28 protein-coding genes and 2 tRNA genes are annotated in these 25,430 nt (G+C 50.0%); 16 read left to right on the forward strand and 14 right to left on the reverse strand.

What is annotated here, in order from left to right:
* Positions 1-58 precede the first annotated feature (58 nt).
* The gene (gene glyS, locus BWM17_RS00095; RefSeq protein ID WP_309491842.1) at positions 59-1,798 is read left to right on the forward strand and encodes a glycine--tRNA ligase; all 1,740 of its coding nucleotides are present in this window, start codon (positions 59-61) and stop codon (positions 1,796-1,798) included.
* Between the two features lie 2 nt (positions 1,799-1,800).
* Here glyS and BWM17_RS00100 read toward each other — a convergent pair whose 3' ends face one another.
* Entirely contained in the window at positions 1,801-2,211 is a 411-nt protein-coding gene (locus BWM17_RS00100; RefSeq protein ID WP_309491843.1) for a secondary thiamine-phosphate synthase enzyme YjbQ, read from the reverse strand.
* Between the two features lie 113 nt (positions 2,212-2,324).
* Between BWM17_RS00100 and BWM17_RS00105 the strand changes: the two genes are divergently transcribed.
* Positions 2,325-2,984, forward strand: coding sequence for a DUF47 family protein (locus BWM17_RS00105; protein WP_309491844.1), 660 nt, complete (start codon positions 2,325-2,327; stop codon positions 2,982-2,984).
* A 12-nt stretch (positions 2,985-2,996) separates the two neighbouring features.
* Positions 2,997-3,551, forward strand: coding sequence for a tRNA-intron lyase (endA, locus tag BWM17_RS00110; RefSeq protein WP_309491845.1), 555 nt, complete (start codon positions 2,997-2,999; stop codon positions 3,549-3,551).
* A gap of 50 nt (positions 3,552-3,601) precedes the next feature.
* Here the strand turns inward: endA and BWM17_RS00115 are convergent, their stop codons facing one another.
* A complete protein-coding gene (locus BWM17_RS00115; protein ID WP_309491846.1) occupies positions 3,602-4,876 on the reverse strand; it encodes an MBL fold metallo-hydrolase in 1,275 nt (424 codons plus the stop codon).
* 159 nt (positions 4,877-5,035) lie between these two features.
* On the reverse strand, positions 5,036-5,668 hold the full coding sequence (locus BWM17_RS00120) for a cyclic nucleotide-binding/CBS domain-containing protein (RefSeq protein WP_309491847.1): 633 nt from the start codon (positions 5,666-5,668) through the stop codon (positions 5,036-5,038).
* Positions 5,669-6,059: 391 nt separating this feature from the next.
* On the opposite strand from BWM17_RS00120, the gene BWM17_RS00125 reads away from it, so the two are divergent.
* Entirely contained in the window at positions 6,060-6,662 is a 603-nt protein-coding gene (locus BWM17_RS00125) for a UbiX family flavin prenyltransferase (protein ID WP_309491848.1), read from the forward strand.
* Positions 6,663-6,736: 74 nt separating this feature from the next.
* Positions 6,737-7,816 carry a glycerophosphodiester phosphodiesterase family protein gene (locus BWM17_RS00130; RefSeq protein WP_309491849.1) on the forward strand — a complete coding sequence of 360 codons (1,080 nt, stop codon included), beginning with the start codon at positions 6,737-6,739 and terminating at the stop codon, positions 7,814-7,816.
* A gap of 12 nt (positions 7,817-7,828) precedes the next feature.
* On the opposite strand, the gene BWM17_RS00135 is transcribed toward BWM17_RS00130, so the two are convergent.
* Positions 7,829-9,181, reverse strand: a complete 1,353-nt coding sequence (locus BWM17_RS00135; protein ID WP_309491850.1) for a mechanosensitive ion channel family protein — start codon at positions 9,179-9,181, stop codon at positions 7,829-7,831.
* A gap of 165 nt (positions 9,182-9,346) precedes the next feature.
* On the opposite strand from BWM17_RS00135, the gene BWM17_RS00140 reads away from it, so the two are divergent.
* Positions 9,347-10,243 (forward strand): SPL family radical SAM protein, encoded by an 897-nt coding sequence (locus BWM17_RS00140; protein ID WP_309491851.1) that lies wholly within the window; start codon positions 9,347-9,349, stop codon positions 10,241-10,243.
* Positions 10,244-10,260: 17 nt separating this feature from the next.
* On the opposite strand, the gene BWM17_RS00145 is transcribed toward BWM17_RS00140, so the two are convergent.
* The 3 genes from BWM17_RS00145 to modA are packed head-to-tail and all read right to left on the reverse strand — an operon-like array spanning position 10,261 to position 12,988.
* A complete protein-coding gene (locus tag BWM17_RS00145; RefSeq protein WP_309492364.1) occupies positions 10,261-11,337 on the reverse strand; it encodes an ABC transporter ATP-binding protein in 1,077 nt (358 codons plus the stop codon).
* A 5-nt stretch (positions 11,338-11,342) separates the two neighbouring features.
* Positions 11,343-12,128 carry an ABC transporter permease gene (locus BWM17_RS00150; RefSeq protein WP_309491852.1) on the reverse strand — a complete coding sequence of 262 codons (786 nt, stop codon included), beginning with the start codon at positions 12,126-12,128 and terminating at the stop codon, positions 11,343-11,345.
* A gap of 11 nt (positions 12,129-12,139) precedes the next feature.
* A complete protein-coding gene (gene modA, locus BWM17_RS00155) occupies positions 12,140-12,988 on the reverse strand; it encodes a molybdate ABC transporter substrate-binding protein (protein WP_309491853.1) in 849 nt (282 codons plus the stop codon).
* Between the two features lie 171 nt (positions 12,989-13,159).
* Between modA and BWM17_RS00160 the strand changes: the two genes are divergently transcribed.
* Positions 13,160-13,573: a Tfx family DNA-binding protein gene (locus BWM17_RS00160; protein WP_309491854.1), complete on the forward strand. Its 414-nt coding sequence runs from the start codon at positions 13,160-13,162 to the stop codon at positions 13,571-13,573.
* A gap of 75 nt (positions 13,574-13,648) precedes the next feature.
* Here BWM17_RS00160 and BWM17_RS00165 read toward each other — a convergent pair whose 3' ends face one another.
* On the reverse strand, positions 13,649-14,803 hold the full coding sequence (locus BWM17_RS00165) for a tRNA sulfurtransferase (RefSeq protein WP_309491855.1): 1,155 nt from the start codon (positions 14,801-14,803) through the stop codon (positions 13,649-13,651).
* Positions 14,804-14,940: 137 nt separating this feature from the next.
* On the opposite strand from BWM17_RS00165, the gene BWM17_RS00170 reads away from it, so the two are divergent.
* From BWM17_RS00170 to BWM17_RS00180, 3 genes are all read left to right on the forward strand, one after another.
* Positions 14,941-15,504 carry a hypothetical protein gene (locus BWM17_RS00170; RefSeq protein ID WP_309491856.1) on the forward strand — a complete coding sequence of 188 codons (564 nt, stop codon included), beginning with the start codon at positions 14,941-14,943 and terminating at the stop codon, positions 15,502-15,504.
* 68 nt (positions 15,505-15,572) lie between these two features.
* The gene (locus tag BWM17_RS00175) at positions 15,573-15,734 is read left to right on the forward strand and encodes a hypothetical protein (RefSeq protein ID WP_309491857.1); all 162 of its coding nucleotides are present in this window, start codon (positions 15,573-15,575) and stop codon (positions 15,732-15,734) included.
* Between the two features lie 132 nt (positions 15,735-15,866).
* Positions 15,867-16,331 carry a phosphoribosyltransferase gene (locus BWM17_RS00180; RefSeq protein WP_309491858.1) on the forward strand — a complete coding sequence of 155 codons (465 nt, stop codon included), beginning with the start codon at positions 15,867-15,869 and terminating at the stop codon, positions 16,329-16,331.
* 310 nt (positions 16,332-16,641) lie between these two features.
* On the opposite strand, the gene BWM17_RS00185 is transcribed toward BWM17_RS00180, so the two are convergent.
* The 5 genes from BWM17_RS00185 to BWM17_RS00205 form a co-directional block, all read right to left on the reverse strand.
* Positions 16,642-16,729, reverse strand: a tRNA-Leu gene (locus tag BWM17_RS00185).
* A 90-nt stretch (positions 16,730-16,819) separates the two neighbouring features.
* Complete coding sequence (locus BWM17_RS00190; protein ID WP_309491859.1) at positions 16,820-17,473, reverse strand: hypothetical protein; 654 nt, start codon at positions 17,471-17,473, stop codon at positions 16,820-16,822.
* A 197-nt stretch (positions 17,474-17,670) separates the two neighbouring features.
* A tRNA-Val gene (locus BWM17_RS00195) sits at positions 17,671-17,778 on the reverse strand.
* Between the two features lie 175 nt (positions 17,779-17,953).
* A complete protein-coding gene (locus BWM17_RS00200) occupies positions 17,954-18,319 on the reverse strand; it encodes a reverse transcriptase-like protein (protein ID WP_309492366.1) in 366 nt (121 codons plus the stop codon).
* A 297-nt stretch (positions 18,320-18,616) separates the two neighbouring features.
* The gene (locus BWM17_RS00205; protein WP_309491860.1) at positions 18,617-18,811 is read right to left on the reverse strand and encodes a hypothetical protein; all 195 of its coding nucleotides are present in this window, start codon (positions 18,809-18,811) and stop codon (positions 18,617-18,619) included.
* A 241-nt stretch (positions 18,812-19,052) separates the two neighbouring features.
* Between BWM17_RS00205 and BWM17_RS00210 the strand changes: the two genes are divergently transcribed.
* From BWM17_RS00210 to BWM17_RS00235, 6 genes are all read left to right on the forward strand, one after another.
* A complete protein-coding gene (locus BWM17_RS00210; protein WP_309491861.1) occupies positions 19,053-19,739 on the forward strand; it encodes an NTP transferase domain-containing protein in 687 nt (228 codons plus the stop codon).
* Between the two features lie 11 nt (positions 19,740-19,750).
* Positions 19,751-20,446, forward strand: coding sequence for a hypothetical protein (locus tag BWM17_RS00215; protein ID WP_309491862.1), 696 nt, complete (start codon positions 19,751-19,753; stop codon positions 20,444-20,446).
* 86 nt (positions 20,447-20,532) lie between these two features.
* Positions 20,533-20,853: a hypothetical protein gene (locus BWM17_RS00220; protein ID WP_309491863.1), complete on the forward strand. Its 321-nt coding sequence runs from the start codon at positions 20,533-20,535 to the stop codon at positions 20,851-20,853.
* A gap of 248 nt (positions 20,854-21,101) precedes the next feature.
* A complete protein-coding gene (locus BWM17_RS00225; RefSeq protein ID WP_309491864.1) occupies positions 21,102-21,461 on the forward strand; it encodes a metalloregulator ArsR/SmtB family transcription factor in 360 nt (119 codons plus the stop codon).
* A gap of 52 nt (positions 21,462-21,513) precedes the next feature.
* A complete protein-coding gene (locus BWM17_RS00230; RefSeq protein ID WP_309491865.1) occupies positions 21,514-23,442 on the forward strand; it encodes a cation-translocating P-type ATPase in 1,929 nt (642 codons plus the stop codon).
* 168 nt (positions 23,443-23,610) lie between these two features.
* On the forward strand, positions 23,611-23,892 hold the full coding sequence (locus tag BWM17_RS00235; protein WP_309491866.1) for a TMEM165/GDT1 family protein: 282 nt from the start codon (positions 23,611-23,613) through the stop codon (positions 23,890-23,892).
* A gap of 25 nt (positions 23,893-23,917) precedes the next feature.
* Here the strand turns inward: BWM17_RS00235 and BWM17_RS00240 are convergent, their stop codons facing one another.
* The gene (locus BWM17_RS00240; RefSeq protein WP_309492367.1) at positions 23,918-25,408 is read right to left on the reverse strand and encodes an NADH-quinone oxidoreductase subunit M; all 1,491 of its coding nucleotides are present in this window, start codon (positions 25,406-25,408) and stop codon (positions 23,918-23,920) included.
* Positions 25,409-25,430: the final 22 nt, after the last annotated feature.

Here is a 25,430-nt window from a genome sequence, read left to right on the forward strand (position 1 = left end):
GTTTTAAAAGAAGAAGCCATTAGGAAACATAGCAATGGAACGGTTGAGAGGGGCAGATTTGAGCCAATCTGATAAATGCCAGAAAATCATGGAACTGGCCAAGAGAAGAGGCTTTTTCTGGCCTTCCTACGAGCTCTACGGCGGGGAAAGCGGCTTCATCGACTACGGCCCCCTAGGAGCCATCCTCAAACGGAAGATAGAAGAAAAATGGATTAACCAGTTTGTGGTGAAAGAAGGCCTCATGCTCATCGACACGCCGGTCATAGGCCCCAGCGCGGTCTTTGAGGCTTCAGGCCACACCGCCCACTTTACAGATCCCATAGCCTCCTGTAGCCGATGTGGAAGAAAATGGCGGGCAGACCATTTGCTGGAAGACCAGGCGGGGATTTCAGCGGAAGGCCTAGCATTAGTCGAGTTGGACGCTGCCTTGAAAGAGCATGAAGTCCACTGTCCCGAGTGCGGAGGAAACTTGGAGGCTCCTCAGGTTTTCAACGAGCTTTTCAAGACCACCATAGGCCCTTACAGTGAGCACGTAGGCTACGGGCGGCCTGAGACGGCGCAGGGGATCTTCGTCAACTTCAAACGGCTTCACGAACTGGCCAGAAACAGGCTTCCCTTCGGTGTGGCTCAGGTGGGGAAGTGTATGAGAAACGAGATTTCCCCTCGCCAAGGCCCTATTAGGCTTAGAGAGTTAACCATCATGGAGTTGGAGTTTTTCTTCGACCCCGAAAATCCCCACTGCTCCAAGCTTAAGGAGGTGGAAGAAGAGAAACTCAGACTCTTACATGAAGAATTGATCAGGGAAGGAAAAAATGAGCCTGTGGAGCTTTCAGTGAGAGAAGCTTTAGAGCGCAACCACATTAAGGCGGAATGGAACGCCTACTTCATGGTTAAGGCTAAAAGATTCCTCAACGAGTTAGGAATTTCGGACGGTGACCAGTTTTTCAAGGAGAAACTCGTAGGTGAGAGAGCCCACTATTCAGCTCAGACCTACGACCAGGTGGTGAGGCTTTCCCGGTGGGGTTTCGTCGAGGTTTCAGGCCATGCGTGGCGGACAGACTACGACCTCAAGATGCACATGGCCTCCAGCGGCGTAGACCTGAGGGCTTATGTTCAGTTTGAAAAACCCCGTAGAGTTAAAAAATTCACCCTCAAAGCCCATCATAAACAGTTGGCTCAAGTCTTTGGGAAGGATTCGGGCCGCGTAACTAGGCTGCTGGAGTTGACTCCGCCTGAGGAGGTGGCTGAAGCCTTGAAGGCGGATGGGCGCTACTTGCTCAGGGGAAACGGTCAAACGTACACCATCCTCCCCGAGCATGTGACCTTAAAGGAGGAGGAAGTGGAGGAAAAAGGGAGGAGAATTCTGCCCAGTGTAGTAGAGCCCTCCTTCGGCCTTGACAGGCTCACCTACGCAACCTTGGAATATGCGTACAGTGAAAAAAATGACAGAGTCGTCTTGAAGCTTCCCCGGGATGTAGCCCCCATCCAAGTTGCAGTGCTGCCTTTGGTTTCTAAGAACGGTCTTCCTGAAAAAGCTGAACAGATTCACAGCCTTCTAAAAGGTGAAGGATTCGCCGTCGAGTACGATGACGCTGGCAGTATAGGGCGTCGATATGCTCGCATGGATGAAGCAGGAACCCCCATAGCCGTCACCATCGATTACCAAACCTTAGAAGACGGAACCGTGACCGTCCGCGACAGGAACAGCTGGAAACAGGTGAGAGTCTCTGCCACGAAGCTGCCGGCTTTTTTGAGAGAGTTTTTCCAAGGCCGCGACGTATTCGCGGTCTCAAGCTGAACTTATTCTCCCAGGACTTCCACCGTCACCCGGCGGCTTCTCGGCCCATCTAAGTCTAGGAGGAAGATGCTCTGCCAAACCCCTCTCGCTATTTTCGAGTTCCTTAAAGGGAATACTTGGGAGAAGCCTAAGAAGACCGAGGCAAGATGAGCGTGGGCGTTGTCGTCGACAAGGTCATGGCGGTATCCTGCGCCAGGGGAAAAGAAGCCTTCCACCTTGTTTAAGATGTCCTGAATTAAGCCCGCCTCGTTTTCGTTGGCAATGAGAGCGGCTGTAGAGTGGGGAACGTAAACCAGGCATAAGCCGTTCCTCACCCCTGAAGCCTCCGCAGCCTCCTCAACACGTCGGGTGATGTTCACCAGTTCGACTTTTTTGGTGGTTGAAACTGTAAATTCGGTGAAAACCGTTTTCAACGAGGATCCTCTCCTGTATAAACTGGGGCTTCCTCAAAAGTTTAGGTTTCAGTTATTCTTTTAAGCATCTCCCAGCTATAAAATCTTGGATTAGAATAGGTTGGTGCGGAAAGGTGGCTTTACCTCGGGAAGCAGCGGAGCAATTGAGGCGGCGGATTCTGGAAACCTGTCAAGAACACATAAGGAAAGCTTTGGACTCTCTTCGGGAGGTCTGCCTCATGATCGCCGCCTATCAAAGCGGCGATGAAAACCAAGTCTTCCAGCACCACATAAACGTGGTCAGTAACAACGAGAAATCCTCCCAAATTCGGGACACCATCATGAATGAGGTGGCGGACGTGGGAGCCGTCCTCCTCAGCCGGGAGGATTTCATCCGTCTGACTTCCGAGGTTGAAGCCATATCCGACATTTGCATGGGGATATCCTACAGAATTTCAGAGATGACCAAACGAAAATGGAAAGCTGACTTGGAGGTCATGAAGGAGGTGGGAAGCTTAGCTGAAGCTTCCCTAAACTGTTTGGTCAGGCTGCGGGAGACGATCTTAGCCCTCAGCTACGGAACCTCCAAGGTTTTGGAGGCAGCGAGGAACGTGGAAGCAGCGGAGAAGACCGTGGACAACATCCACCGGAAAGTGGATTTGAAGATCATATCCAGCGGCATGAAGGTGAACATGATATTCCTCGTCAGGGAGATCGCCGAGTTTCTGGAAGAAGTGGCAGATGTCTCAGAGAACATAGCTCAAACTTCCAAAATCCTCGCCCTCATAACCTAACCCTCCAGAACCATGCCTGGGAAAAAGATCACAGCTCAGCTGATTGAAAACAGGCTTATCGTTTGGGAGCCCGGCTTAGGAAGCCAGCTTTACAAACTAGGCTACTATGGGAAGCCTTTGGGAATCGCCAAACCCAAAACCTTTGAGTTTCAGGTTCCCCTTCTCCTAGACCTCATGGAGGGCCTCTACCTCCAAGAAAAAGGCCTCATCCAAGTCTTTGAGAATGGGAAACGGATAAATCGAAGAGAACTGGCTAGGATGGCTGGGGAAACTCACAGGGACTTCCAGCTTAAATACATGGTCTACCGTGACCTAAGGGAAAACGGCCTCATCGTTCAGCCCGGCATCAAGTTCGGCTGCGACTTCGCTGTCTACCAGCAGGGTCCCGGCATAGACCACGCGCCTTTCCTGATCCAAGTTAAAAAGCCTCAGGAAGACATCGACGCCGTGGAGATCGTCAGGGCTGGAAGGCTGGCTACCACTGTTAGGAAGCGTTTCATCATTGCCGTCCCCAATCTTAAGACTAAAACCATCCGGTACCTCATGTTCAAATGGTGGAAAGCATAGCGCTGGAAAGACGGAGGGATAACCCGCTAGGGGTTTTCTAGGACTTTAAACTAGAGCTCGAAGATTTCTCCCGGTTTAGGAGCATAGGCTTTGAAGCCTAACTCTTCTTCTACCCACCGGGCTAGGGCTTGGCAGCTTTCATCTTCCCCGTGGACAGTGTAAACCACCGGGTTTCCTTGAAGAGTTTTCAAGAGGGTTTTCAACTCTTTGCTGCCTGAGTGAGAGGAGAAGCTGAATTTTTCAACCTCCGCCTCCACAGGTTTAAGCTTACCGTTAGAGTAAATTTTTCTCTGCTCCAGCAGGACTCTCCCCGGTGTTCCTGGAATCTGATAGCTCACTAAAAAGATGGCGTTCCGCTTTTCTTTAGCCACTTTTTCCACGTAGAAAGCAGCTGCTCCACCTTTAAGCATTCCCGCCGGGGACACGATGACGCAAGGCTGCCGAACGGCTTCCCTCCGCTCCCTCCACTGGGTGATCCATCTAGCCTTCTCCAGAGCCCTGCGGAGAAGAGCATAATCCCTGAAATAGAGGGGATGCTGGAGCATGATTTCGTTGACCTCCAAGGCCATACCGTCCATGAAGACGGAGTACTCGAAACCGTGCGCTTCTAGGACGCAGAGAACCTCCTGAGATCTCCCCACCGAAAAAGCGGGAACCAAGACTGTTCCTCCCGCTTCCACAACCTCCCTGACTCTGCCGACGAAAAGTTTCTCCATTTCCAAACGGTCGGGGTGGTCTTCCACAGCGTAGGTGGATTCTAGGATGATGGCGGAGATTTCCCCGTAGTCTAGGTCGGCTCCCTTCAGAAGCCTAGTCTCCAGAACATTGAGGTCGCTGGTGTAGACTATCTTCTTTCCGTCTACTTCAACCAGAAGCTGGGCGCTCCCGGGAATGTGCCCTGCCTCCAAAAACTTCACCCTAAATTTGCCCACTTGAAACGTTTCCCCATATTCGACGAAGATTCCATTATCAACCATAGCCTCTAACTCTGGATGTTCGTAGGGTAAATAGTAACCAGCCAGTTTTAGGAAGTCGTTTATCAGAATTTTAGAGAGCCTGAGAGTAAGCTCGGTGCTATAAAGAGGAAGCTTGCTGCGGAAGTAAAAAATAGGTATCCCACCACTGTGGTCTAAGTGGGCATGGGTGAGGATTATTCCATCTAAATCTTTGGGAGGAATATGAAGGGGAAAATCCGGATCCCGGTCTACCTGAACTCCGTAATCAAGTAGAACACCAGAATGTTCACTGTTTAAAACGACAGCGGACCTACCTACCTCTCTAACTCCGCCTAGAAATCTTATCTTTATCGATTCCAGTTTTCCCATACACCTACAGCTACGATGATGCCTAAACCTACGGACAGCCGGTTTTAACTTTAAGAAGAGCTGGAAGGATAAAAGGTTTCCATTCTCTACAAAACACAGTAAAAGTCTCCTAATGGGTTGCTGCTGAAAAGAAGCCAGCGATAGGCCGCAGAGAGACTGTTAGGCTTGTTCCCCTTGCTCAGCTACGCATTCTTCACAGACAAAGCTTCCGTTGGCTTCTGTGAGCATGTCAGACCATTGGCCGCAACTGTCACAATATCCGGCTAGAGGTAGTCCGCCTCTTACAGGGGTAATTACGCCAGCTTTCGCTTTTTCTTGGATTATCTCCAACAGCGTCGGTGTAACCTGAATAATTTCTTTACTTGAAACAATGCCCACCATCTTGCCTTTGTCCATGACTAAGAGTCTTCGAACGTTTAGCTTATTCATTATCTTCGCCGCTTCATCGAGGGAATATTCCGGCGGCACGGTGGCTAGGGGAGAGCTCATGATGTCTTTAGCCTTAACCAGAGAGGGCACAGTGTTGTGAACGACAACCCTCCTAACGATGTCTCTTTCCGTAATGATCCCCACAGGGTTCTTATCCTCATCCACCACAACGATGCTACCTATCTCTTGGTCGCACATGATTTTAGCCGCTCTATCGATATGCTCGTCTTCTTCTATGGTATAGACAGGAGTCCGCATCACGTCTTTGATTTTAACGGTAGCGCTTGGACTCGCAGAACTGACTTGGTTTGAATCTTTTGGAAGCCGAGTTTGAGCCATATTGTAAACACCGGTTAGGGTCACGGATCACTTCATCCTCAAAGAGAGGAAATTCAGTAAACTATAAATGTCTTACTACTAAAACAGGCTAAACGCAAAAAAGTGGAAAAGCTATGATAAAACTTTCACCACTGAAATAAAGATATTGAAGACCATGATGGAGCTCCGCGAACTAGATGAACAAGTTAACAGGTTTCTGCGAGGAAATAACGTAAAAAAAAGTCATATCAGTAAGCGATACCTGCACTTCAGGAGAAAAGGGAATGACCATAGGCCTCATTCGAGTAGTTGCCTACGAAGCCTAAGTTCCCAGCTTCCGCCCAATGAAACATCCGACAAGCAGGAGCTTAGTTGTCTCCCTTTTTGGGAGAACTTATAAGCATGCCGTCCCATATATCTGGAAAAGTGGTCCTTTTTGGCTCCTCATCTGATAGTAGGCATTTCAGGGGCAAGCGGAGCCGTCTATGGCATAAAACTGCTGGAAACACTTCGGAAAAACCACAATGTGAAAACGCATCTGGTAGTAACCAAGGCAGCTTGGACTACCATAAAACTGGAGACAGGCCTAAGTAAGGATGATGTGAAGAAACTCGCCAGCTTCTACCATAAAATAGACGACCTGTCCGCCGTCATCTCCAGCGGAAGCTTCAAAACTCAAGGGATGGCGGTGGTACCTTGTAGCATGAAAACCCTAGCCGGGATAGCTCACGGTTACGCAGACAACTTGCTCCTAAGAGCTGCCGATGTTACTCTGAAGGAAAGAAGACCCTTAGTCCTAGTTCCGAGAGAGACCCCCCTGAACATCATCCACCTTGAAAACATGCTGAAAGCAGCCCACGCAGGGGCTGTGATATTACCCCCCGCACCTGGCTTCTACCATAAACCTAAAACAGTCACCGACATGGTAAACTACGTCGTAGGTAGGATTTTAGACTGCTTCCAGATCGAACACGGTCTATACCGAAGGTGGGAAGGCGTTAAGCCGGGGAAACCGTTGAAGTCTCCAAGGCTTTCGTAGTCTTGGCAGAATTTTTATAAAGATACTGCCATTCTAACCTTTCGCTGCCGGAGGCAGAGCTGGGAAGCTGAACCATGCTCAAAGTCCTCTGCATAGCTCACCGAGGAGCCAGCGCCTACGAGCCTGAGAACACTTTAGCCGCTGTGGAGGCGGCTATTGCTTTGAAAGCGGACATGGTGGAGGTGGACCTTCGGCTGAGCAAGGACGGTTTTCCCGTGGTCGTCCATGACAGAACCGTGGACAGAACCACCGACGGCTCAGGTCCTGTCGGAAACCTAACCTTAGACCAGTTGAAAAAGCTGGACGCTGGAGGAGGAGCCCGCATACCCACCCTAGAAGAAGTTGTCTCAGCCGTGAAAGACAAAGCAGGCTTGGTCGTTGAACTGAAGGAGAAAGGCTTAGAGAAAAAAGTCTTAGAATCTTTAAAACCCCTCCGCAGCCGGGTGATGGTTACATCTTTTTTTCACACGGCTTTGAAGAAAGTTAAAGAGCTCGATCCCCAAGTCGAAACGGGGATCATCATCAAAAGCGAACCCCTACAGATCTCCCAGCTTATCCTCCAAGCCAAGGCGAACGCTGTTTTCCCAGACTACAGGTATGTAACAGCGACCATGGTGAAGGAAGCCCACCGCAATGGCTTCGCCATCATACCTTGGACGGTGGATGAAATCGGAGAAGCCCAAAGGCTTGTTCGCATGGGAGTCGACGGCATCGTTACCAACAGGCCCAATCTTTTCTCCGCTGATCCTTCTAAGCTTCACAGAGCCTGGAGAGTCTTTCTTGCAGGGCCTATTCAGGGAATGGAAGCAGACCAAGGCTACAGGGAGACTCTAAAGCGGATTCTGAGGGAGAAATCTTTCGAAGTTGTAGACCCTTGGGAGAGGGAGAAATTCTATTATCCCCAAAGCCAAGAGGGGGTCAAAGGTCTCATCCGAAGAGACCTGATGGACATCGACCGGTGCGAATTTTTTCTAGCCTTTCTTCCCCGACTGTCTATGGGAGTGGCTATGGAGCTTTTCCACGCCAAGAAAAAGGGTAAGGAAACCTTTGTCCTAACCTCCCTGAAGGAGCTGAGCCCATGGGTCGCCGCCCACGCCGACCGGGTCTTTCGAACGTTTGATGAGCTGGAAACCTATCTGGCAGAGTTAAGGTGAACAGCCGCCAGCCTATTTCTGCATGTTTTTGACGAGAGTTTGAAGGCCCTCCGCTATCTTTGCTATTTGTTCTTCCACTCTTCTATCCAGAACCATGAACCTTCGCGGATAAGGAATCTCAATCCCGTTGGCGTCGAACTCCTTCTTGATCTGGTAGAGCAAGTCCCGAGCCATCATGAAGGCGGTAGGCTGGTCTTTGGCTCTGGAAAGCAGCCGGAGGGATATCCCGGATTCAGCGTACTCCATCACCACCACGTTGGGAAGGTTGCCGATGGGCATGCAGTCAGGGTGCTTCTTGGCTACCTCCACCATGATTTTCATCGCCTTGTCGAGGTCGGATTCGTAGCTTATCTGGACGAACACCGGAACTAGCATCGTTGGGTCTCCGATGCTGTAGTTTATGATAACCTCCGACTGGAAGACAGAGTTAGGAACCATCAGCCGCCTGTTATCCCAAGTGCGGAGGATGGTGTGCACCAGTTTGATATCCTCCACGAAGCAAAAATCGTTTTTGAACACCACAGCCTCCCCTATTCTGAAAGGCTGGGAAATAGCCACCAACATCCCAGATATAATGTTGGACAGACTGGACTGGGCGGCTAAACCTATCACAATGGAGGCGAAACCTGCTGCTACAAATATGGAGGCTATGACTCCCCCCGCTGTGGGAAAAGTGCTGAGGGTTACGGCTGCAACGCCTATGAAACTTACAACCATCAGCATCAGCCTCCTCAGGAAAAAATACGTGGTCATCAGCTTGGGCTCCTTGACGACTAGGCCGTGAATATACCTGCTGGTAACGACGTTTAGAACGTAGACCAGCATGAAGACAGCGGCAACTCCGGCGATGAAGTACAAGGCTGAAGACACTGTCCTCGTGCCGATGGCCGGAGTCAAAGGTGAAGCGATGAAAATGTATATCACAGCGATGAGGCTGACAAGGTAGAGGCTGTAGACGATCATCCTGCGGAGAATATTGAGAGAAGCAGTCACCTCAGGCCTCTGTTTGGAGAGCCTTTCGCTTCGCGCGATGAGGAAGCCGTTGAGGACTACACCCACAATCCTGACAGCGAGGATGACGACCAGTATTTCGGCGACAATCGCCAAGTAGCTTGTTTCCACCCACCCGGGGAGCAGTCCGGGAAGTCTTGAGTTAAGGTATCCAGTAGCTGAGATGACGCCTGTGGCGACTATGAGCAGCGATATAGGTCCCTTCACCGTTGCCAAAGCGTACCTCTGCATCCCCCTTCTCCGCCCGAACAGCTTCACAGCGTATTTTTTGGTCAGGAAAAAAAGGCTGGCTGCCATCAAAACCGAGGCAGCTACCATCACCCCGGCGACGGCTAGGTTGATGAACAGAGACAAGTCCTGTTTCCCCCATTCTCCATGTTTCCTGAATTACCATACCAGCCCGGCTATTTAAATCACCAGCTCCAACCGGTTCTCCTCCAGTTTTGAAATAAACTTTTTCTACCGTCAAAACAGGCAATCATACCGGGAAGAACCTCGGAAAACTTGGTGGGAGCAAATGTGCCAACCCAAACCACGCTTCACGGCCCGGCTGAAAAGCCTGTGTTCAGAAGACGGAAACGTCAATCCCCCTTCATCCGTCTTTTCAACAAAGCCCCTGCCGGCATTCTCTGCCCAAATTTTTGGCTTCTAGCCTGGGCGGACGGCTGCCCATACCAGTGCACCTACTGTTTTCTTCAGGGGACGTTTCGCGGGCAGGTGGAGCCGGTGGTCTTCATCAACCTCAACGATCTCTTTCGAGAGTTGGATTCATGGCTTAAAGCGGACGGGGCGCCGAGGCTTCTGAACGCGGGGGAACTCACTGACTCCCTAGCTATCACCACTTATGTTGCTGAGAAACTCGTAGAACGTTTCGGAAAGCAGAGCCGACATAAACTCCTCCTGCTGACCAAATCGGATGGAGTGAACGCTCTCCTGTCGCTGCCTCATCGAGGGCAGACAATCCTCAGCTTTTCTCTAAACCCTCCAACCGTAGCGAAACGCTTTGAGCTGGGAGCCCCCCCTCCTTGGCATCGTTTAGACGCAGCCACGGCAGCGAAAAAGGCTGGCTATCCGGTGCGGATAAGGGTGGACCCCATGATCCCTGTGGAAGGCTGGAGGGAAGCCTACACAGAATTAGCCGACAGAATTAGCAGATTGAGGCCTGAAAGGGTGACCTTGGGCAGCTTGAGGTTCTTCCCCATCGTTCCAGCCCACAGCCGGAGGGATAAATCTGTGTTCAGCTACGGGGGCGAGCGGAGTGGGGACGGTCGAATACGGGTTCCCCGGGATACGCGGATGGAAATGTATCGGCTGATGGTTGAGAGACTTGAAGATGTGCCGGTGGGTCTATGTAAGGAGACTGTGGATGTAGTCAAGGCTCTAGGGTTGCCCAATAAATGCAATTGCGTACTCTGAAGTTGGAGAGGGTTTCCTCAGGTTGCAGGGGACAGACTTACAGATTTTGCTTTAAACTGGACAAAAACCCGGCTTCCGATTTGAAGGCTTAATTCCTCCAAGTAGCCTAAGCCCATTTCGGAGGTCAACTGCACTCCGGCATCCACGGTTATTCTGGCATGGGAATTCATGGTGATGATATCGACGACGGTTCCGGGGAGTATATTGCATCGGCAGCTACACCACCGAGGGTTCTGGATTTTTTCTTCGGGAGAGAGAATGATATTTTGAGGCGCCACTACTGCTAGGACAAGCACACCTTCTCGGGCGGTTTGGTCTTCCGCCAGAATGCTCACTTCGCCTACTCTGACTTGGACGATGCTCCCTGAAACCTTGTAGACGCGGCCTTCGAGAACGTTTAATCCGAGAAATTCGGCGACAAACTTGGAGTTAGGTCTGCTGAGGATTTCTTCCCTGCTCCCCACCTGTTTGACTTCTCCGCTGTTGAGGACGGCGATGGTGTCTCCCAGTACGAAGGCCTCCGTCAAGTCGTGGGTTACGTAGATGGAGGTTATTTCCAGTTGGCGGGGTATTTCCTTGTACATCCTCTTCAATTCCCTTCGAAGCCGCTCCCGGGTCAGCATGTCTAAAGCTGAAAGAGGCTCGTCTAGGAGGAGAAGTTTAGGCTGGATCACTAACGCCCTCGCCAAGGCAACCCTCTGCTTTTCCCCCCCGCTCAAGGTTTTAATACTGCGATCTTTCAGGTTAGAAATGCCTAGTAGGTCCATGATTTCAGCTGTTTTCCTCCTTTTCCCCTCAGAATCCTTGCCTTTCAAACCGAAGGCTACGTTTTCTTCCACGGTTAGGTGAGGAAAGAGGACGTAGTCTTGGGGAACATAGCCTATCTGGCGGCTTTCCGGAGGGAGACGGGTGACGTTTCTTCCCTCAATCCATATTTCTCCTGCTTGAGGCTGCCGGAGACCTGCGATGCACTCCAATAGGAGGGTTTTTCCACTTCCCGTGGGACCTACTACAACGAAGCATCCTCCCTTCTCGACATGGAAATCTATGTTGGAGAGGGAGAAGCTTCCCAAGCTTAGGGATAATCCTTTCACGTCGATCAAAGGACGACACCTCTTCCAGAAATTTTCTGAAAAGCTAAAAGAGTCACAACAGCCAGTCCGATGAGTATGAAAATCACGGCCGCCGCCTTCTCCACGCTGGCTGTGGCGAGGCTGAGGTAGATGGCTATGGGCAGAGTTTCCGTCTTCATCCTCGTTGCTCCCGCCAGCATGACGGTGGCTCCGAACTCGCCCATGGCCCTAGTCCACGCTAGAATGGCTGCGGCTATAATGCCTCCCCTAGCTATGGGCAGAGTTACTTTGAAGAAGGCTTGAAACTTGTTGTAGCCCAAGGTTCTGGCGACGTTTTCATATCGGGGGTCGATGTTGTCGAAGGTGGCCTTCATCAGGCGGATGGCTAAGGCTGTGATGACGGTGAACTGCGCCAGCACGATTCCCGCCACTTGGAAGACGAACACATCCCTGACTCCGACTCCTAGGGGTGTGTTCATGAATATCAGCAGGGCGGCTCCCAAGGCCACGGGCGGCGTGACTATGGGAATGTTCAATATCACGTCTACGAAGTTTTTCCCGAAAAATTCTGTGCGGGAGAGCGTGTAGGCGGCTGGAAGAGCCACCGTCAAGCAGGCGGCGGTTGCAGCTGTGGCGGTAACCATGCTTAGTCGAATTGAAAAGAGAACTTCCCCTGAGAACAGGGCGGAAAACAAGGCCTGAGGGTCCGTATAGAGGGCTAGGGAGGCGATTATCAGGAGTAGGAAGATGAAGAAGGCGAAAAGAAAGCTACCTGTGGTCAGCTTGAACACTTTCTCTCTACCTAAATCCATGATTCTCCCCTTCAGAGAGGCGGCACTTCCGCTGTGGGGGCGTAGGCTTTAGCTTCTTCAAGACTGGTGATGTAGCCGTGGCTTCTGTAGATCTCTTGACCTTGGGGGGAGGTGAGAAATTCTAAGAATTTTTCCGCTGTTCCTTTTTTGTCGGAGAAGCTGGTAACTGCTCCAGAGATGTAGGATAGCTTTCGAAGTTTATGGGGCTCTATGGTTAAGGCGTCGACCTTATCAGGGTGCCAGCTTTCAAAGACCCGCCAGCCGATCATGGCGTCCACCTGTCCCAAGGTGAGGTAGGATACGGCCTCCAAGTAGCTTCCGGCGTAGGTGACCACGTTTCCCTCAACTTCCTCCCAGAGGCCATTGGAGGCGAGAATGTCGACGGCGTACGCTCCGATGGCAACAGCGCCAGGGTCTGCGAGGCCTAAGCGTACTTCTGGTTTAGACAAGTCTTCTAGGGAGCGGATTTGCTGGGGATTTCCTTCCGGGACGAGGATGGCTGGGATGAGGTAGGCCAGTATCCGGACGGTTTCAGGTTCAACTAAACCGGCCTCTACCGCTTGCTGCATGTAGTCGTGGGAGCTGGGGATATAGAGGTCTCCAGATTGAGAGATCTTCATCTGAGAGAGCATGGTCCCGGAGCCGCCGAAGTGGAGTTCTACCTTTATCCCTGTTTCTTTTTCGAAGACTTTGGCAGCTTCTTCTAGAACCGGTGTGCTGACGCTGCCGCTGAACACTACAAGGGTCTCCGGCTGAGTTTCCGCTTGAAAATTTGCTCCTTTGAGGGCGCCGGCTATGGCGAGGGTTAAAACTGCAGCTAGGAGGAGAGTTAGGGTCTTTGTTGAAGCCGTTTCGCCCACCCTTTCTTCTAGGGTGATGATCTGTCAGATTTAACTCATATAGTTTACTGATTAGGATAAGTAAACAAAATAGTTTATAATAGGCCTTTCAAAGTCTCAGGTTCGCCTTACTTCGCGTCTCCTGCGTAACGTTATTAGGGAAATACCGCCATTGATCACCTTAGATAAGGCATGGCCAAGACTCCTCAAGCCCTTCTCACAAGCCGGCAAATCGAAATCCTCCGGCTGAGAAGGCAGGGGTTAACCCAGAAGGAAGTAGCGGAGAGGCTGAACACCACTCGAGAAAACGTCAACATACTGGAAAACAGAGCCTACAGAAACATCAGGCGGGCGACCGCCACCTTGGAGCTGCTGAACAGCCTCCAACTCTCAACCCGGTTCACCATCCCGGCTAAGACCCCTATCTTGGAGATCCCCCGAATGGTGTTGGACAAGGCGGATGAGGCTAAGCTGAGGGTGAAAAGCGACTGCATAGAAATCTTAGAGAGGATTAAATCTAAGGCGCGAAACAAGATCAGACATAAGCACTTGGTTAAGCCGCTAACCATCACCCTTCTGCTGGACGGGGAATACACCGTAGAATAAGGGCGAGGAGTCACCGTAGGCTTGGGGAAGACGAGGCAGATAAAAGAGCGTTTTGAGTAGCTCTAACCGAAGCTCTTACATCTCCACGGTCTTTACTGCTCTGAGGATTTCCTCTGCCACATCTGGGAGGTTGAGTTCCTTTTCAACCCGGGCTACTTCCCCTTTGTCCAAATCCGCCCAGCCTTTCCCTCCTCTCGTGGGCTTGAAACTTAAACCCAGCCTTTCACAGATTTTTTCCACCTCAATCCTTTCTAAGGCTATGAGCGGATGGAAAAGAGGCCGGTCGGAAACCTCTGTGAGGAGGGAAAGCAAGGCAACTGCATCGGAGGGATCAGAGTCTAAGGTTAGACCTAAAACCACCCCCATGCCGCCTCTCTCCGCGGCGAGGCCGCAAGCAATTCGGACCGTCGTCCTTTGCACCAAGGCTTCTTGGAGGTTTTCTTTCAAGTTTTCTCCTAGCAGCCTATGGAGGTTTTGGAGGGGTGCAACATAGGCCTTAAAAATGGGGAGTGGAATATAGGGCCTCAAAGCTTCGACTGGACGTGTTTTTTCCTGTAGGTTTTCCCAATCCGCGGAAGAAGCCGCCAAGACCAAGGGAAGAATATGGACTCCCCGTTTCATCATCAACCATGCGGCCGCTGTGAAGGTGGGAGAGCCGTTTAGAATGGCTACAACTCTTCCCTGGCTTCCAAAAGGCAGACCGCCCAGCCCTCTGTGAACTTCAGTATAAAGGTAAGCGTCCCCCTCCCTCGCCTCCACGTGGAGAGTTAATTCGGGATGCTTCAGGTTCACCTTTAATTTCTTCGTTCCTCCGCAGCGTTTCAGGATGGCAGCCCCTATCTCAACCTCAAGGTCCCGGCTGGTATAGGGGTGCTCTCCCGCCCTCCTAGCCTTCACAGCGAAGCTACGTTTGCCTTTCAACCTTGACTCTGCAAACTCTACAGCGTCTTGAACCAAGGTTTGAAAGTCAGTTGAAGTCTTTAAGGCTGGGGCTGTGTATTCGACCCCGAAAACCTTGGAGGCCACCTGTTCGGCTGCACGCTCGGGCTCCTGAGCTGTCACATAGATTCTCCCTCTTTTTCTTCCTATTCGCTGGAAAGCGACACCTTCCCTCTTCAAGACATACCGAATGTGGCTGAGAAGCATAGTTTCCAATCTCCGTCTCACAGGCTCACTTTTCAGGCCTATTTCCGAGTAGGCAACTAAGACGACGTTAGGATTTTTCCCCAAGGATGAGACCCCTTGAAGCTAAGGAGACCGTATCCAAAAAGGTTAACGGAGACTGGAAATGCTTAAGGCGATAGGCTAATGAGGGCTGGCGGCTAAACTTATCCCATGGACTCCTCGGGCTGGGATGAAGCTTCACCATGACTAAGACTTCGGAGGAAAAGGAGGAATTAAAAAGACTCTTGGAGAGTAAAAAGAAGATCGAAAAGAGAATATCTCGGCATCAAAACGAAATAGAGCACCTGAAAACTGTCTTAGGTTTGCTGGACAAACTTATCTTAGAGCGAAGCTATAAGGTGGCTGCGGAATTACCTCGGAAAGAAACGCCGCCTTCGCCTCCGGAAGCGGCCAAGGAGGTTTTTTCCCTAACGGCCAGAGACGGAACTTTGCTTGCCAACGTCTATCTCGCCGAAAATTTTCTCAAGGCGGTTCCAGAGGAAAACTTGAAACTCAACGTGAACACTCCCCCCTTTCAGCAGTTTTTGGTCAGGAAGGTGCTCAATGGGATGGCGGCGCAAGATAGGGAAGCAGTTTCCGCGGGGAAGATAGACCCCGGAGAGGCTTTAAGCTTCCGTGTCAAGGATGAGGGTGGACTGATAAAAGAAATAACAGTGGAAAACTACCGAGACCAAAAAAGGCTTGCAACCTTGAAGAACGCTCTCCGCTGGACCTTGGAAAAAATGTATGAAAAAACAAAAATCTAAGTCTTCTGCCCACAATCATTATTTTATTAAGACCAAGCCTCTTCCTCTACGAGAGGGGGCGTTCTCCGGTGAGACTCGGACAGATAGGCCGCGGCCTTGTAGGCTTGGGAATTATCACCCTTCTAGTATGGGTCTTGTTAAAATTTCTATGGATTCTCGGAGTGCTCTTGATACTCGCTGGAACGCTAGCTTATGCGGTGGGGCTGGTGAAGAAGCACAGCCGCAGGTAAGGCCTCCCGTCTTTTGCAGGGGGATATGCTGGCGGCAGGGTTCTATTTAAAGGATGGCTGAAAAATAGCTGGGGGGTTTTGTATCTTTTTATCAAAAAATTTTAAATATGCTACGGAAAATATATTTTATCTATGAGAATCTCATGGGCTGAAATTGAGCAGGCCTGCCGGTATCTGTACGAAAGAATTTCCAAAGAGTTTTATCCAAGCCAGATAGTGGGCATAGGCCACGGAGGCTGGGTTCCCTCCGTCATCTTGGCCCAAAAATTCGACTGCAACATTTTCGCCTTCAACGTGAAATCTTACGCGTATGAGAAGAGGGAGAGGAGAAACCTCCGGCTTGTTTCTGTGCCCTCCATGGAAAACTTTCGAAATGAAAAAACCTTGATAGTAGACGACATCTGCGACAGCGGGGCAACTTTAAAATTCATGGTGGAACATCCTCTGCTCAGAAACGTGCCCTTTAAAACCGCTGTGATCTTTAAACGCGCAGGATCCACCTACACGCCTGACTTCTACTGGAAGGAACTCATGACCAAGGAGTGGGTGGAGTTCCCCTGGGACATGGTCCTAGAATGCTACGCACCCGAACGCTGAGGGCTCTGTGCTAAAAGAGAAAGGCTAATTAGCCAGCCGACTGAATTTTTCTTTAGACAACCGGCCCTCGCTAGGCCGGTAAAAGAAGGGGCCGATGAAGAAACCTGACAAGATCGACTTGCCCATGAGAGATCAGAGTTAAGCTGAGGCACCTACATTAACCCTTTCTGAACCTATTCCAGCAGTTTAGGCATGAGTTTACACTTTAATGACTTCTTTCAGATAACCGAGTTTTTCAACACGTCCGGTTAAATTGGGTGATTTCCTAAAAATTCCCTTAGAAATCGAATAAATTACACCCGTGAGTCTATGGTGCGGGGGGAGGGATTTGAACCCTCGAACCCCTTCGGGACAGGATCCTCATTCCTGCGCCTTTGACCATGCTTGGCGACCCCCGCGGCTGCATTCATTACGTAGTATTTTCTCAGTTAAGTTTCTTTCTTCACCGCCGGCTTTTACATCAACTGCTCTTTTAAGTGGGCGTTCATTTATTTCTTGATTTTTCCGTGGATATTGACATAGACACTATAGGTCATCAGTCCCAGCAGGTACATGAGAATGAAGGCTAAGGCTAAGATGACGAAGGGGCTTATGTAGAAGGGCGGGATCTTTTCCCCAGCTGTTTCAGCTAGACTGAGCAGCAGGGTTTTATCTTCGCTGAATAAGGCGGAATAGGTGTCCCCCTTGATGAATTCGATGGCATAGGCTTTTGCTACGGCCCCATTCTCTATTTTTGTGAGAGTGTACATTCGAGCTTCAAAGCCGATGTTGGGAGGGGGCAGTTCCTCCACCTGCCACTCGGCCAACCTGATGGGAAAGCCTAGAACCTTCGTTATGTTCTCCTTTGGGTAGATGGAGATATCTTGCTGAACTACCAAGCGGCTGTCTTCCAGAAAAACTATGCGGTAACCTTGCTTCCACCCCAACTCTAAGCTTTCCGCTGAAATGTCCGAAGGGCTCCTCGGAGACGATATGACGATGTAGCTGCCCAGCGGTAAGTCTGACTCGTCCAGCGCCACCTTATCCAGCGACCTGCCTGCCTGTATGCTCATCGGAAACGCTGCCATGCTTATCGCTGCCATGACCAAGATTATGGCGCATACGGCTGAGCCTAAGATGAGCGGGATCCTGTTTTCTTTCATCATTGTTAGCAAACCGGGTTCGACAGGTTGAGACACAACATATTCTCTGAACAAGCTTATTAATTATATCGCTCCCCCTTCATAGAGCGCACATGTACCTTGGAATCAACGGCCAGTTCAGCGTCATCCTGAAACTGTTTATGCGCCAAAAAGGGGCATCAGCGCTTGAGACAGGCAGACTGAAAGGCTTATTTCTGTGGTGGGCCGGGCAGGACTTGAACCTGCGACCCCCCGCGCCGCCTGGTATTCAATATCTAATGGTGAATTCTGTCAGGCGGGGATCCTAACCGTCTAGACGAATGCCCTAACGTGGCTTTCACCTTTCGCTCAGGTTTCCACGTTTCCGGCCCGTCCGTCAACCGGCCCACGATGGAAGGGATGGAGCTTTTTCAATTTTAGCCTTTCGCTTTAAAGGAAGCCCAAGATGCTGGGACATGTCTTTTGGAGGATAAACTTGTAGCTGCCGGACGTCTGAATTAATTAAGCCAGTAATTTCCCAGCCTCGTTTTTCTCCCGGGGGACCCATTGGACTGAAAACTTTTCAAATCTCTTCACCAGCCGAGATACTTCTTTATGCAGTTTTCTGAGCTGCGGGTCTTTCACTCTGTATTCTCCTGCAAGCTGCCGGACTAACAGTTCACTGTCACTGTAAACCTTTACAGTATTAACCTTCTCAGCTAAAGCTAAGTTAAGCGCCTTGAGTAGTGCCATATATTCAGCTTGGTTGTTGGTTACCGCTCCCACGTCTTCCACCAGTTTAAATCCGTTCATCACGATAGCAATGCGGCCCCTCCGCTTATCTTTAAGCTGATGCCTCTTTACTCCACCGTCTATGAAGATCCGGATCTTTCACCACACCCCAGTCCTCTCTCACAAGAATTATAAAAAGCCGACATAGTATTAGTTATCTCGCTTAAGAGCTTAACGTCAAACGCGTTGGAAACCGCTAAGCGATTCAAAATTTAGCGGTGGTCCCCGTTGCCAATTTTCTAAATGCAGCATATAAAGCATATAAATAAAGAAGAATCGATTTCTTTAACTCATTTTTCTGTTAGCCATCCGCTCGAGGATTTCCGCAGCGGTTTCACCGAGGAATTCTTCTACAGTCTCCCTCCACGCCTTACATCTCTCGCACATTACGGCCTAGCCTTCTCTTTCCTGCTTCAACTGTTTCGCTCTTGTCTCTATAAATTCCGCGATCTTCTCTTGGGTCATCACTAAATCTTCCTGCTGCCTCCGTAATTGCCCCTTAATAGTTTTCAACAGTTCTTGAGGGTTGAGTGGCTTCATTATGTAGGCGTCAGCGCCACGGTTCACTGCCTCCACAGCATTATCCAACGTACTTTACAAAGTTGCGGCATTTTTGGTCGGATTCCCACTGTAGCTCCGTCTGTTTCTGTTTGTTTTTTTTTATCATAATTCTCTGAATCTTCTCCTGAAGCTTCGAATAGGAATTCTTCATATTTAGCACAAAAATTTTATTCAATATTCCCGGGGTTTCTTCTGGATAGCGAAATTGAAAGAAATCCATATAGCCTCTCAAAGATAAAGAACATTCAGGCTTGAGCTGGGTATCCTGATGGATTTAACAGTTCTAATCATGGCTGGGGGAAAAAGCAGCCGAATGGATTCCCCCGAAGAGAAACCCCTTATAAAAATAGCCGGCAGACCTATGATTGAGCATGTCCTCCGCGCTCTCAAAGATGTGAAAGATGTGGGCAGAATTTTTGTCGCCACCAGCCCGCATACGCCGAAAACCGCTGAAGAAATGGCGAAATATCCAATAGAGGTTGTTGAAACTCCCGGAAAAGATTATGTTTCAGACATGCAATTCGCCGTGAGGAAGTTGAAGCTAGGGGCGACCCTCATAGTCTCAGCAGACCTACCTCTCCTGACAGGTCGTCTTCTCGAGGATGTCATTAACCATTTTCACCGCTGCAAAAAACCTGCCTTGGCAGTGATGGTTCCTCAGGAAACGTTTCAGAAACTCGGTTTAAAACCGCCTGAAGGTTTGGAGGTTGAGAGCCGGCGACTGGTCCCCGCTGGAGTAAATGTGATAGAAGGGGGGAGAATAGATGAGGCTGAAATTGAACAGGAAAACCTTATTCTAGACCGGCCTGAGCTGGCGGTCAACGTCAACACTTCCTCAGATGTGAAGATGGCGGAAAAGATTCTTCAAGAAAAACTGAAGCCGAGTTTTAAATCAGTGGGAGGTCAGCCTTTTTCCGCGAAAAACCATCAAGCTTTATGTGCTGGAGATAGTTAGGTGGCGGTGATATGGTTTTAGCTGGGAAGATCTTCAGAGTCAGAGAAAAAGTGGAGCTTGACAGTTTAGCGGCCAAACTTAAAGACTTCAAAAGGGAAGAAGCCTATGTGGAGGAGAATTTTCAGCACAGATTGGTCACCGAAGTTCAACGTTTAAACAAAACCTCTCTAGGCCTTGAGGGAATTCTGTCTTTCGATAAGATCCTTCACATACCTCACCGGGGAGAGCTGGTTCCCGTGCCCAGAACCTTCCTAGCCCCCTTCCTTTTCACGGAGTATGGAGGAAAACTTCTCCTGACCATTCTGGAGAAAAAATGGCGGGCCAACAATTTCGCCAACCTTTTGAGCGAAGCTCTCTTCACCACCGTCGGCTATGTCGTCGAGGTTAAAATTCCGGCGGAAAACCTGAGAAGCTACCATGAGGAAAACCCGGAGGGGACAAAGGTGATTTTCTTCAGCAACGTGGACATCCCCAACGTCAGGAAGCTATCCCTCTATGGGGCCAGCTTAGCCAATGCCTCCCTTTACGGAGAGTTTCTGAGCCACGGTAACATCTGGTATGTCGTGGTCACTTCTAAAAGGTACGGCTACGTGGTGGGGATAACCGGCAATGGCATCGTGACCATCTTCAACAGGGTTGAGCCTAAAGACTTTCTCACCTACACCACCGAGGAAGTCTTCCCCCTCATCGAGATGCCTGAAGAATGAGGAGGCGGGCGGGCCTAGATAGGTTGATATGGGATGAGAGCAATTAATATTTTAAAAATCAGGGCTTCCGGGAGGCCTGAAGGGGCTTGAGGCTGGAGGAAGAAGCAAGGAGGTTAAAATACAACACCGCCAAATTCATCAGGATTCCTCTGATAATCCACGTCGTTTTAAAGAAAGATAACTCTTTCAACCTGCAGGTGGAGCACTTAGAGGTGAAGAGAACCTCTATCCACATTCCACGGGACGCTATCAACCTGAAGCATCAGGAAATCGAAGACTTTATAAAGCAGATGTACCCTGAAGCCCGGGCCTTCGTCATCCAATACGAGAAAAAAGGAGAAGAAGTTGTACCCTTCTGCGCACAGCTGTTCCTCTCTGGACGGCCAAAAGGGCCTCAGGCTTACTGAAGCAAGACCGCCCATGGAGATGTTTTTCATCGAGGCTTAATGGAAACAGCTGCGGGGTCGCCAAGCATGGTCAAAGGCGCAGGAATGAGGATCCTGTCCCGAAGGGGGTTTGGGGGTTCGAATCTCCCGCACTACTAGCTTTGGTCGATTTCTAAAGGATATTTTTCGAGAAATAATTTAACTCTTCTGAGTTGAAAATTTAAATATTGAACAATTGAATAATTATTCAATTATATCAGGTAATATCTATGGCGAAGAACGATGAAGTTTGTGAGATAATCTATGTGGATGAGAAGAAAGTTAAGAAAGTGCAAAAAGAGATGCTTAGTGAAGAGGACACAGAAACTATATCCGGGATTTTCAAAGCTCTTGGCGACCTGACGAGATTAAAGATTCTCTATGCTCTGTCAAAAGAGGAACTTTGCGTCTGCGATCTCTCCAGTCTTCTAGGCATAACCCTATCTGCCATATCTCACCAGTTGAGAATTCTCAGAAATCTAAAGCTTGTCAAATCGAAGCGGCGGGGGAAAATCGTTTACTACTCGTTAGCGAACGATCACGTCCTCAGCCTGTTGCATGTGGGCGTGAAACATGCAGAAGAGTCCTGATGGAGATGGAAGGATAATAAGAAAAAATACTGAAGGGCGAGCGTGAGTTAAGATGGAAGAACACGTCGGTGAAAAGAGTTGTTCTATCTGTGCAGTTGGAATTATTGAGGAAAGAGAGCCTATATGGAAAAAGAGAAGCCTACACATAATACTGGCTTCGTCTGCAACTCTTACAGTCGGATTAATCTTCGAATTCGTTCTGAACATTATTCTTCTTGCCCAGATTCTCTTCGTAGCTGTAGTTATTCTCTCAGGATTTGACATCGCAAAGAATGGTCTCCGCTCGCTGCTGAAAAAGCGTTTGGATATGAACCTGCTCATAATGGTTGCCGCCATAGGAGCGTTTCTCATAGGTCATGGCGAAGAAGGGGCAGCAATAGTTTTTCTGTTTTTCATAGCAGAATTTTTGGAAGAGCACGCTATAGAAAGAACGAGAAGGTCGGTTGGAGCGCTGATGAAGCTAGCTCCAGACATCACTACCGTAAGAAGAAACGGTAAAGAAGTGGAAGTTCATACGCATGACATCAAGGTTAATGAAGTCATTCTTGTGAAACCTGGAAATAAAGTGCCTTTGGATGGCGTTGTAGTGAAAGGTGTTTCCAGCGTGAATCAGGCTCCAATTACAGGAGAATCCATTCCGGTAACAAAGCAGCCGGGAGATGAAGTTTATGCAGGCACAATAAACTGCGAAGGTTTCTTGGAAGTTAAGGTTATGAAGAAATCGGATCAGACGATGCTCTCCAAGATTGCCAAGCTTGTGGAAGAGGCTCAGAAAAGGAAGTCTCCGACTGAGAAGTTTGTGGACAGGTTTGCCAAGTATTATACTCCAAGCGTTCTGTTCTTAGCCCTTCTAGTAGCCACAATACCAACTCTGGTATTCAATCTGCCTTTCAACGATTGGTTTTATAAGGCACTGGTTTTGTTGGTGGTTTCTTGCCCATGCGCATTAGCGATCTCCACACCAGTGTCGATAGTCTCTGGGATAACTAGTGGAGCTAGGAATGGTGTTTTGATAAAGGGTGGCAGGTATGTCGAAGAGATAAATCAGATAGACGTTTTCGCCTTCGATAAGACTGGCACCTTGACAGAAGGAAAGCCTGAGGTAACTGACATCATAGGGTTAGGCAACCCCGACAGAGAAGTGTTAAGCATAGCCGCTTCCTTGGAGGCTATGTCAGAACACCCTATCGCCAAAGCAATAACTTATAAGGCGAGCGTAGAAGGCGTAAAAACAAAAAACGTCACTAACTTCAAGTCAATCGCTGGAAAAGGAGTCTACGGTAAAATCGGAGACCAAACCTACTATCTAGGCAGCGCAAAAATATTTAATGACATGTCCTTGACCATTCCTGAAGAAGCTGGAAAACTTGAAGAAGAAGGCAAAACGGTGATACTCGTTGGAAATAGAAGAGGCATCGTCGGTGTAATAGCTGTCATGGACAAGATTAGAGATGGCACGGTTAGAGCTATATCTAGTATTCGAAAATCTGGAATAAGGACAGTGATGATAACAGGAGATAATAGGAGAACGGCTAAGACAATAGCGGAGAGAATAGGCATCGACGAATTTCATGCAGAGCTGCTGCCGGAAGAAAAGGTGAAGATAATTGAGGACTTGAGAAAAAACAAGGGCAAGGTGGCTATGGTCGGTGATGGTGTGAATGATGCCCCAGCGTTGGCTAGAGCAGACGTGGGCATAGCCATGGGAACCATAGGCAGCGATGTTGCCCTCGAAACGGCTGATGTGGCCTTGATGCAGGACGACCTCTCAAAGCTACCGTATCTGGTAAATTTAAGCAAAAAGACTGTCAAAGTAATGAAGACGAACATCTTCGCTTCAATACTAATAAAAGGATCGTTCGCCGTCCTAGCATTCCCAGGCATTGTAACATTGTGGATGGCTGTTGGCATAGGAGATATGGGGCTTTCACTTGCTGTAGTACTTAACGCAATGGCGCTCTCTATGCTAAAGCCCAAATGATTAAGGTTATCAAACATTAAATGAAAGAGGATGGTCAAGCGTTTAAAAGCGAGAAATGCGTGTACAGTTATTTTAGGTAAAGATAACATTTAATATCAAATGCAGTTATACCTGAAACATTTTTCTAAACTAGCGGTATGGAAGCCGGGGACGCAGGGATTGGACTGGATGGCTCTGATAGTTCCTTTCGGCATCGTTGCCGCTGCTGAGCTGGGGGACAAAACTCAGATCGCAACCATATTGATGGCAGCCAAGTATGCTCTACCTCTCCAAGTGTTCGCAGGAGCTTTTTCAGCCGAACTGTTCATCACCATCATAGGAATCCTTTTGGGAACCAGCTTGCGGAGGGTAGTCCCGCTGCGGGTGGTGAAGAAAGCCTCTGCCGGTGTCTTCATGGTTTTCGGCTTTCTCTTTCTGGTCACTGCTCTAGGGGGGTTCAACGCAGCCTAGGAAGCAGGCAGGCTTCTCCCTAGGGTTAGGAGCCCATGGCAGGAGTCAGCCCTGAGAGAAGCTGGGAGAGGAAGGGCGCTGCCACGTTGGTGAGGACAGTGGGATAAATGCCGAGGACGACCGCCACCACGGCCAAGACTAGGATGGGCGCCGTCATCAACCTAGGCCCTTCTTTCGCCTCCTTCAAAGGTTCAGGGGTTCCGCCGAAGAAGACCCGGCGCACCGTCCAGAGGCCGTAGCCCGCGGTCATGGCGGAGAAAACCACGGCGATGCCCGTCACCCATATACGGGTCAAGTTGGGGGCTGTCACCCCACCGAAGCCTGTTCCTGTGTAGATGGAACCTCCGAAGGTGAAGAACTCCCCCCAGAACCCGATGAGGGGCGGGGCTCCCATGAGAGTTAGAAACCCTAGGAGGGTAGCCGTGGCCGAGTAGGGCATTCTCCCCGCCAGTCCGCCCAGTTCCCGGATGCTCCGGGTGTGGAGGGTGTGGATGAAGATGCCGGCTACCATGAAGAGGATAGCCTTTCCCAAGCCGTGGCTGACGTAGATGAGCACAGCCCCCGTGAGGCCTAGGGCTGAGAGGGAGACGACGCCGAAGAGCAAGTAGCCCATCTGGCTGATGCTGGAGTAGGCCAGAAGCCTTTTGATGTCGTCTTGAGCCAAGGCCATGTAGCCGCCGTAGATCATAGTCACCACCGCCAAGACGACCAAGGCCATGACGAACTGCCCATGCCCTAAAACCATGGGAAAGGCCGTGTAGACGATGCGGATGGCGGCGTAGCCTCCGATACCCACCATGGCCGGAGACAGCAAGGCGCTGATGGGCGTCGGCGCCTCGGCGTGGGCGTCAGGCAGCCACGTGTGGAGGGGGAAGATGGCCATCTTGACGAAGAGGCCGAGGAGTATGGCGGAGACTATAGCCACAGCTGTGCCGACACTGACTCTCTCCATTCCCGCGGCGATGGCGAACACGTCGAAGGTCCCCGCCAAAAACCGGGCGGTCACAATGCCTGCTAGAAGGAACAAGGCTCCTGCCTCGGTGAACATGAAATATTTGAAGGCAATTTTCTCCCGGGCCCCTGTGCCCCAGACTCCTATGAGAGCCCAAGAGGGGATAAGCATCAGCTCGAAGAAGACGAAAAAGGCTGCTAGGTTGGTGACCAACACCGTGCCCATCATCCCAGCAGAGTAGAGAAGGTAGAGAGCGAAGTAGGCGTGGAGGTTGCGCTCATGCTCCATGTAGGAAATAGAGTAGATAGCGATCAAAGCAGCCAACATGGATATGACCAAAGCGAAAGGTGTGCTCAGACCGTCGGCCACCAAGGTGAAATCGCCCAAATAGCGTCCCCAAGGATAGCTGGCCACTAGGCTGCCGCCCCAACTTCGAAGCTGGAAGAGGATGAAGCCCAGAAGCCCTGTGGTGTAGGTTAGTACGGCGAAAGCCAGCCAGCCTGCGTATTTGCCCAGCCTCCCTCCCACGGCAAGGGCTATTGCGGAGAAGGCGATGGGAACCATGACCACTTGTAGTAGCAGCTGA

Source organism: Candidatus Hecatella orcuttiae, assembly GCF_002009985.1.
Classification (GTDB): domain Archaea; phylum Thermoproteota; class Bathyarchaeia; order Hecatellales; family Hecatellaceae; genus Hecatella; species Hecatella orcuttiae.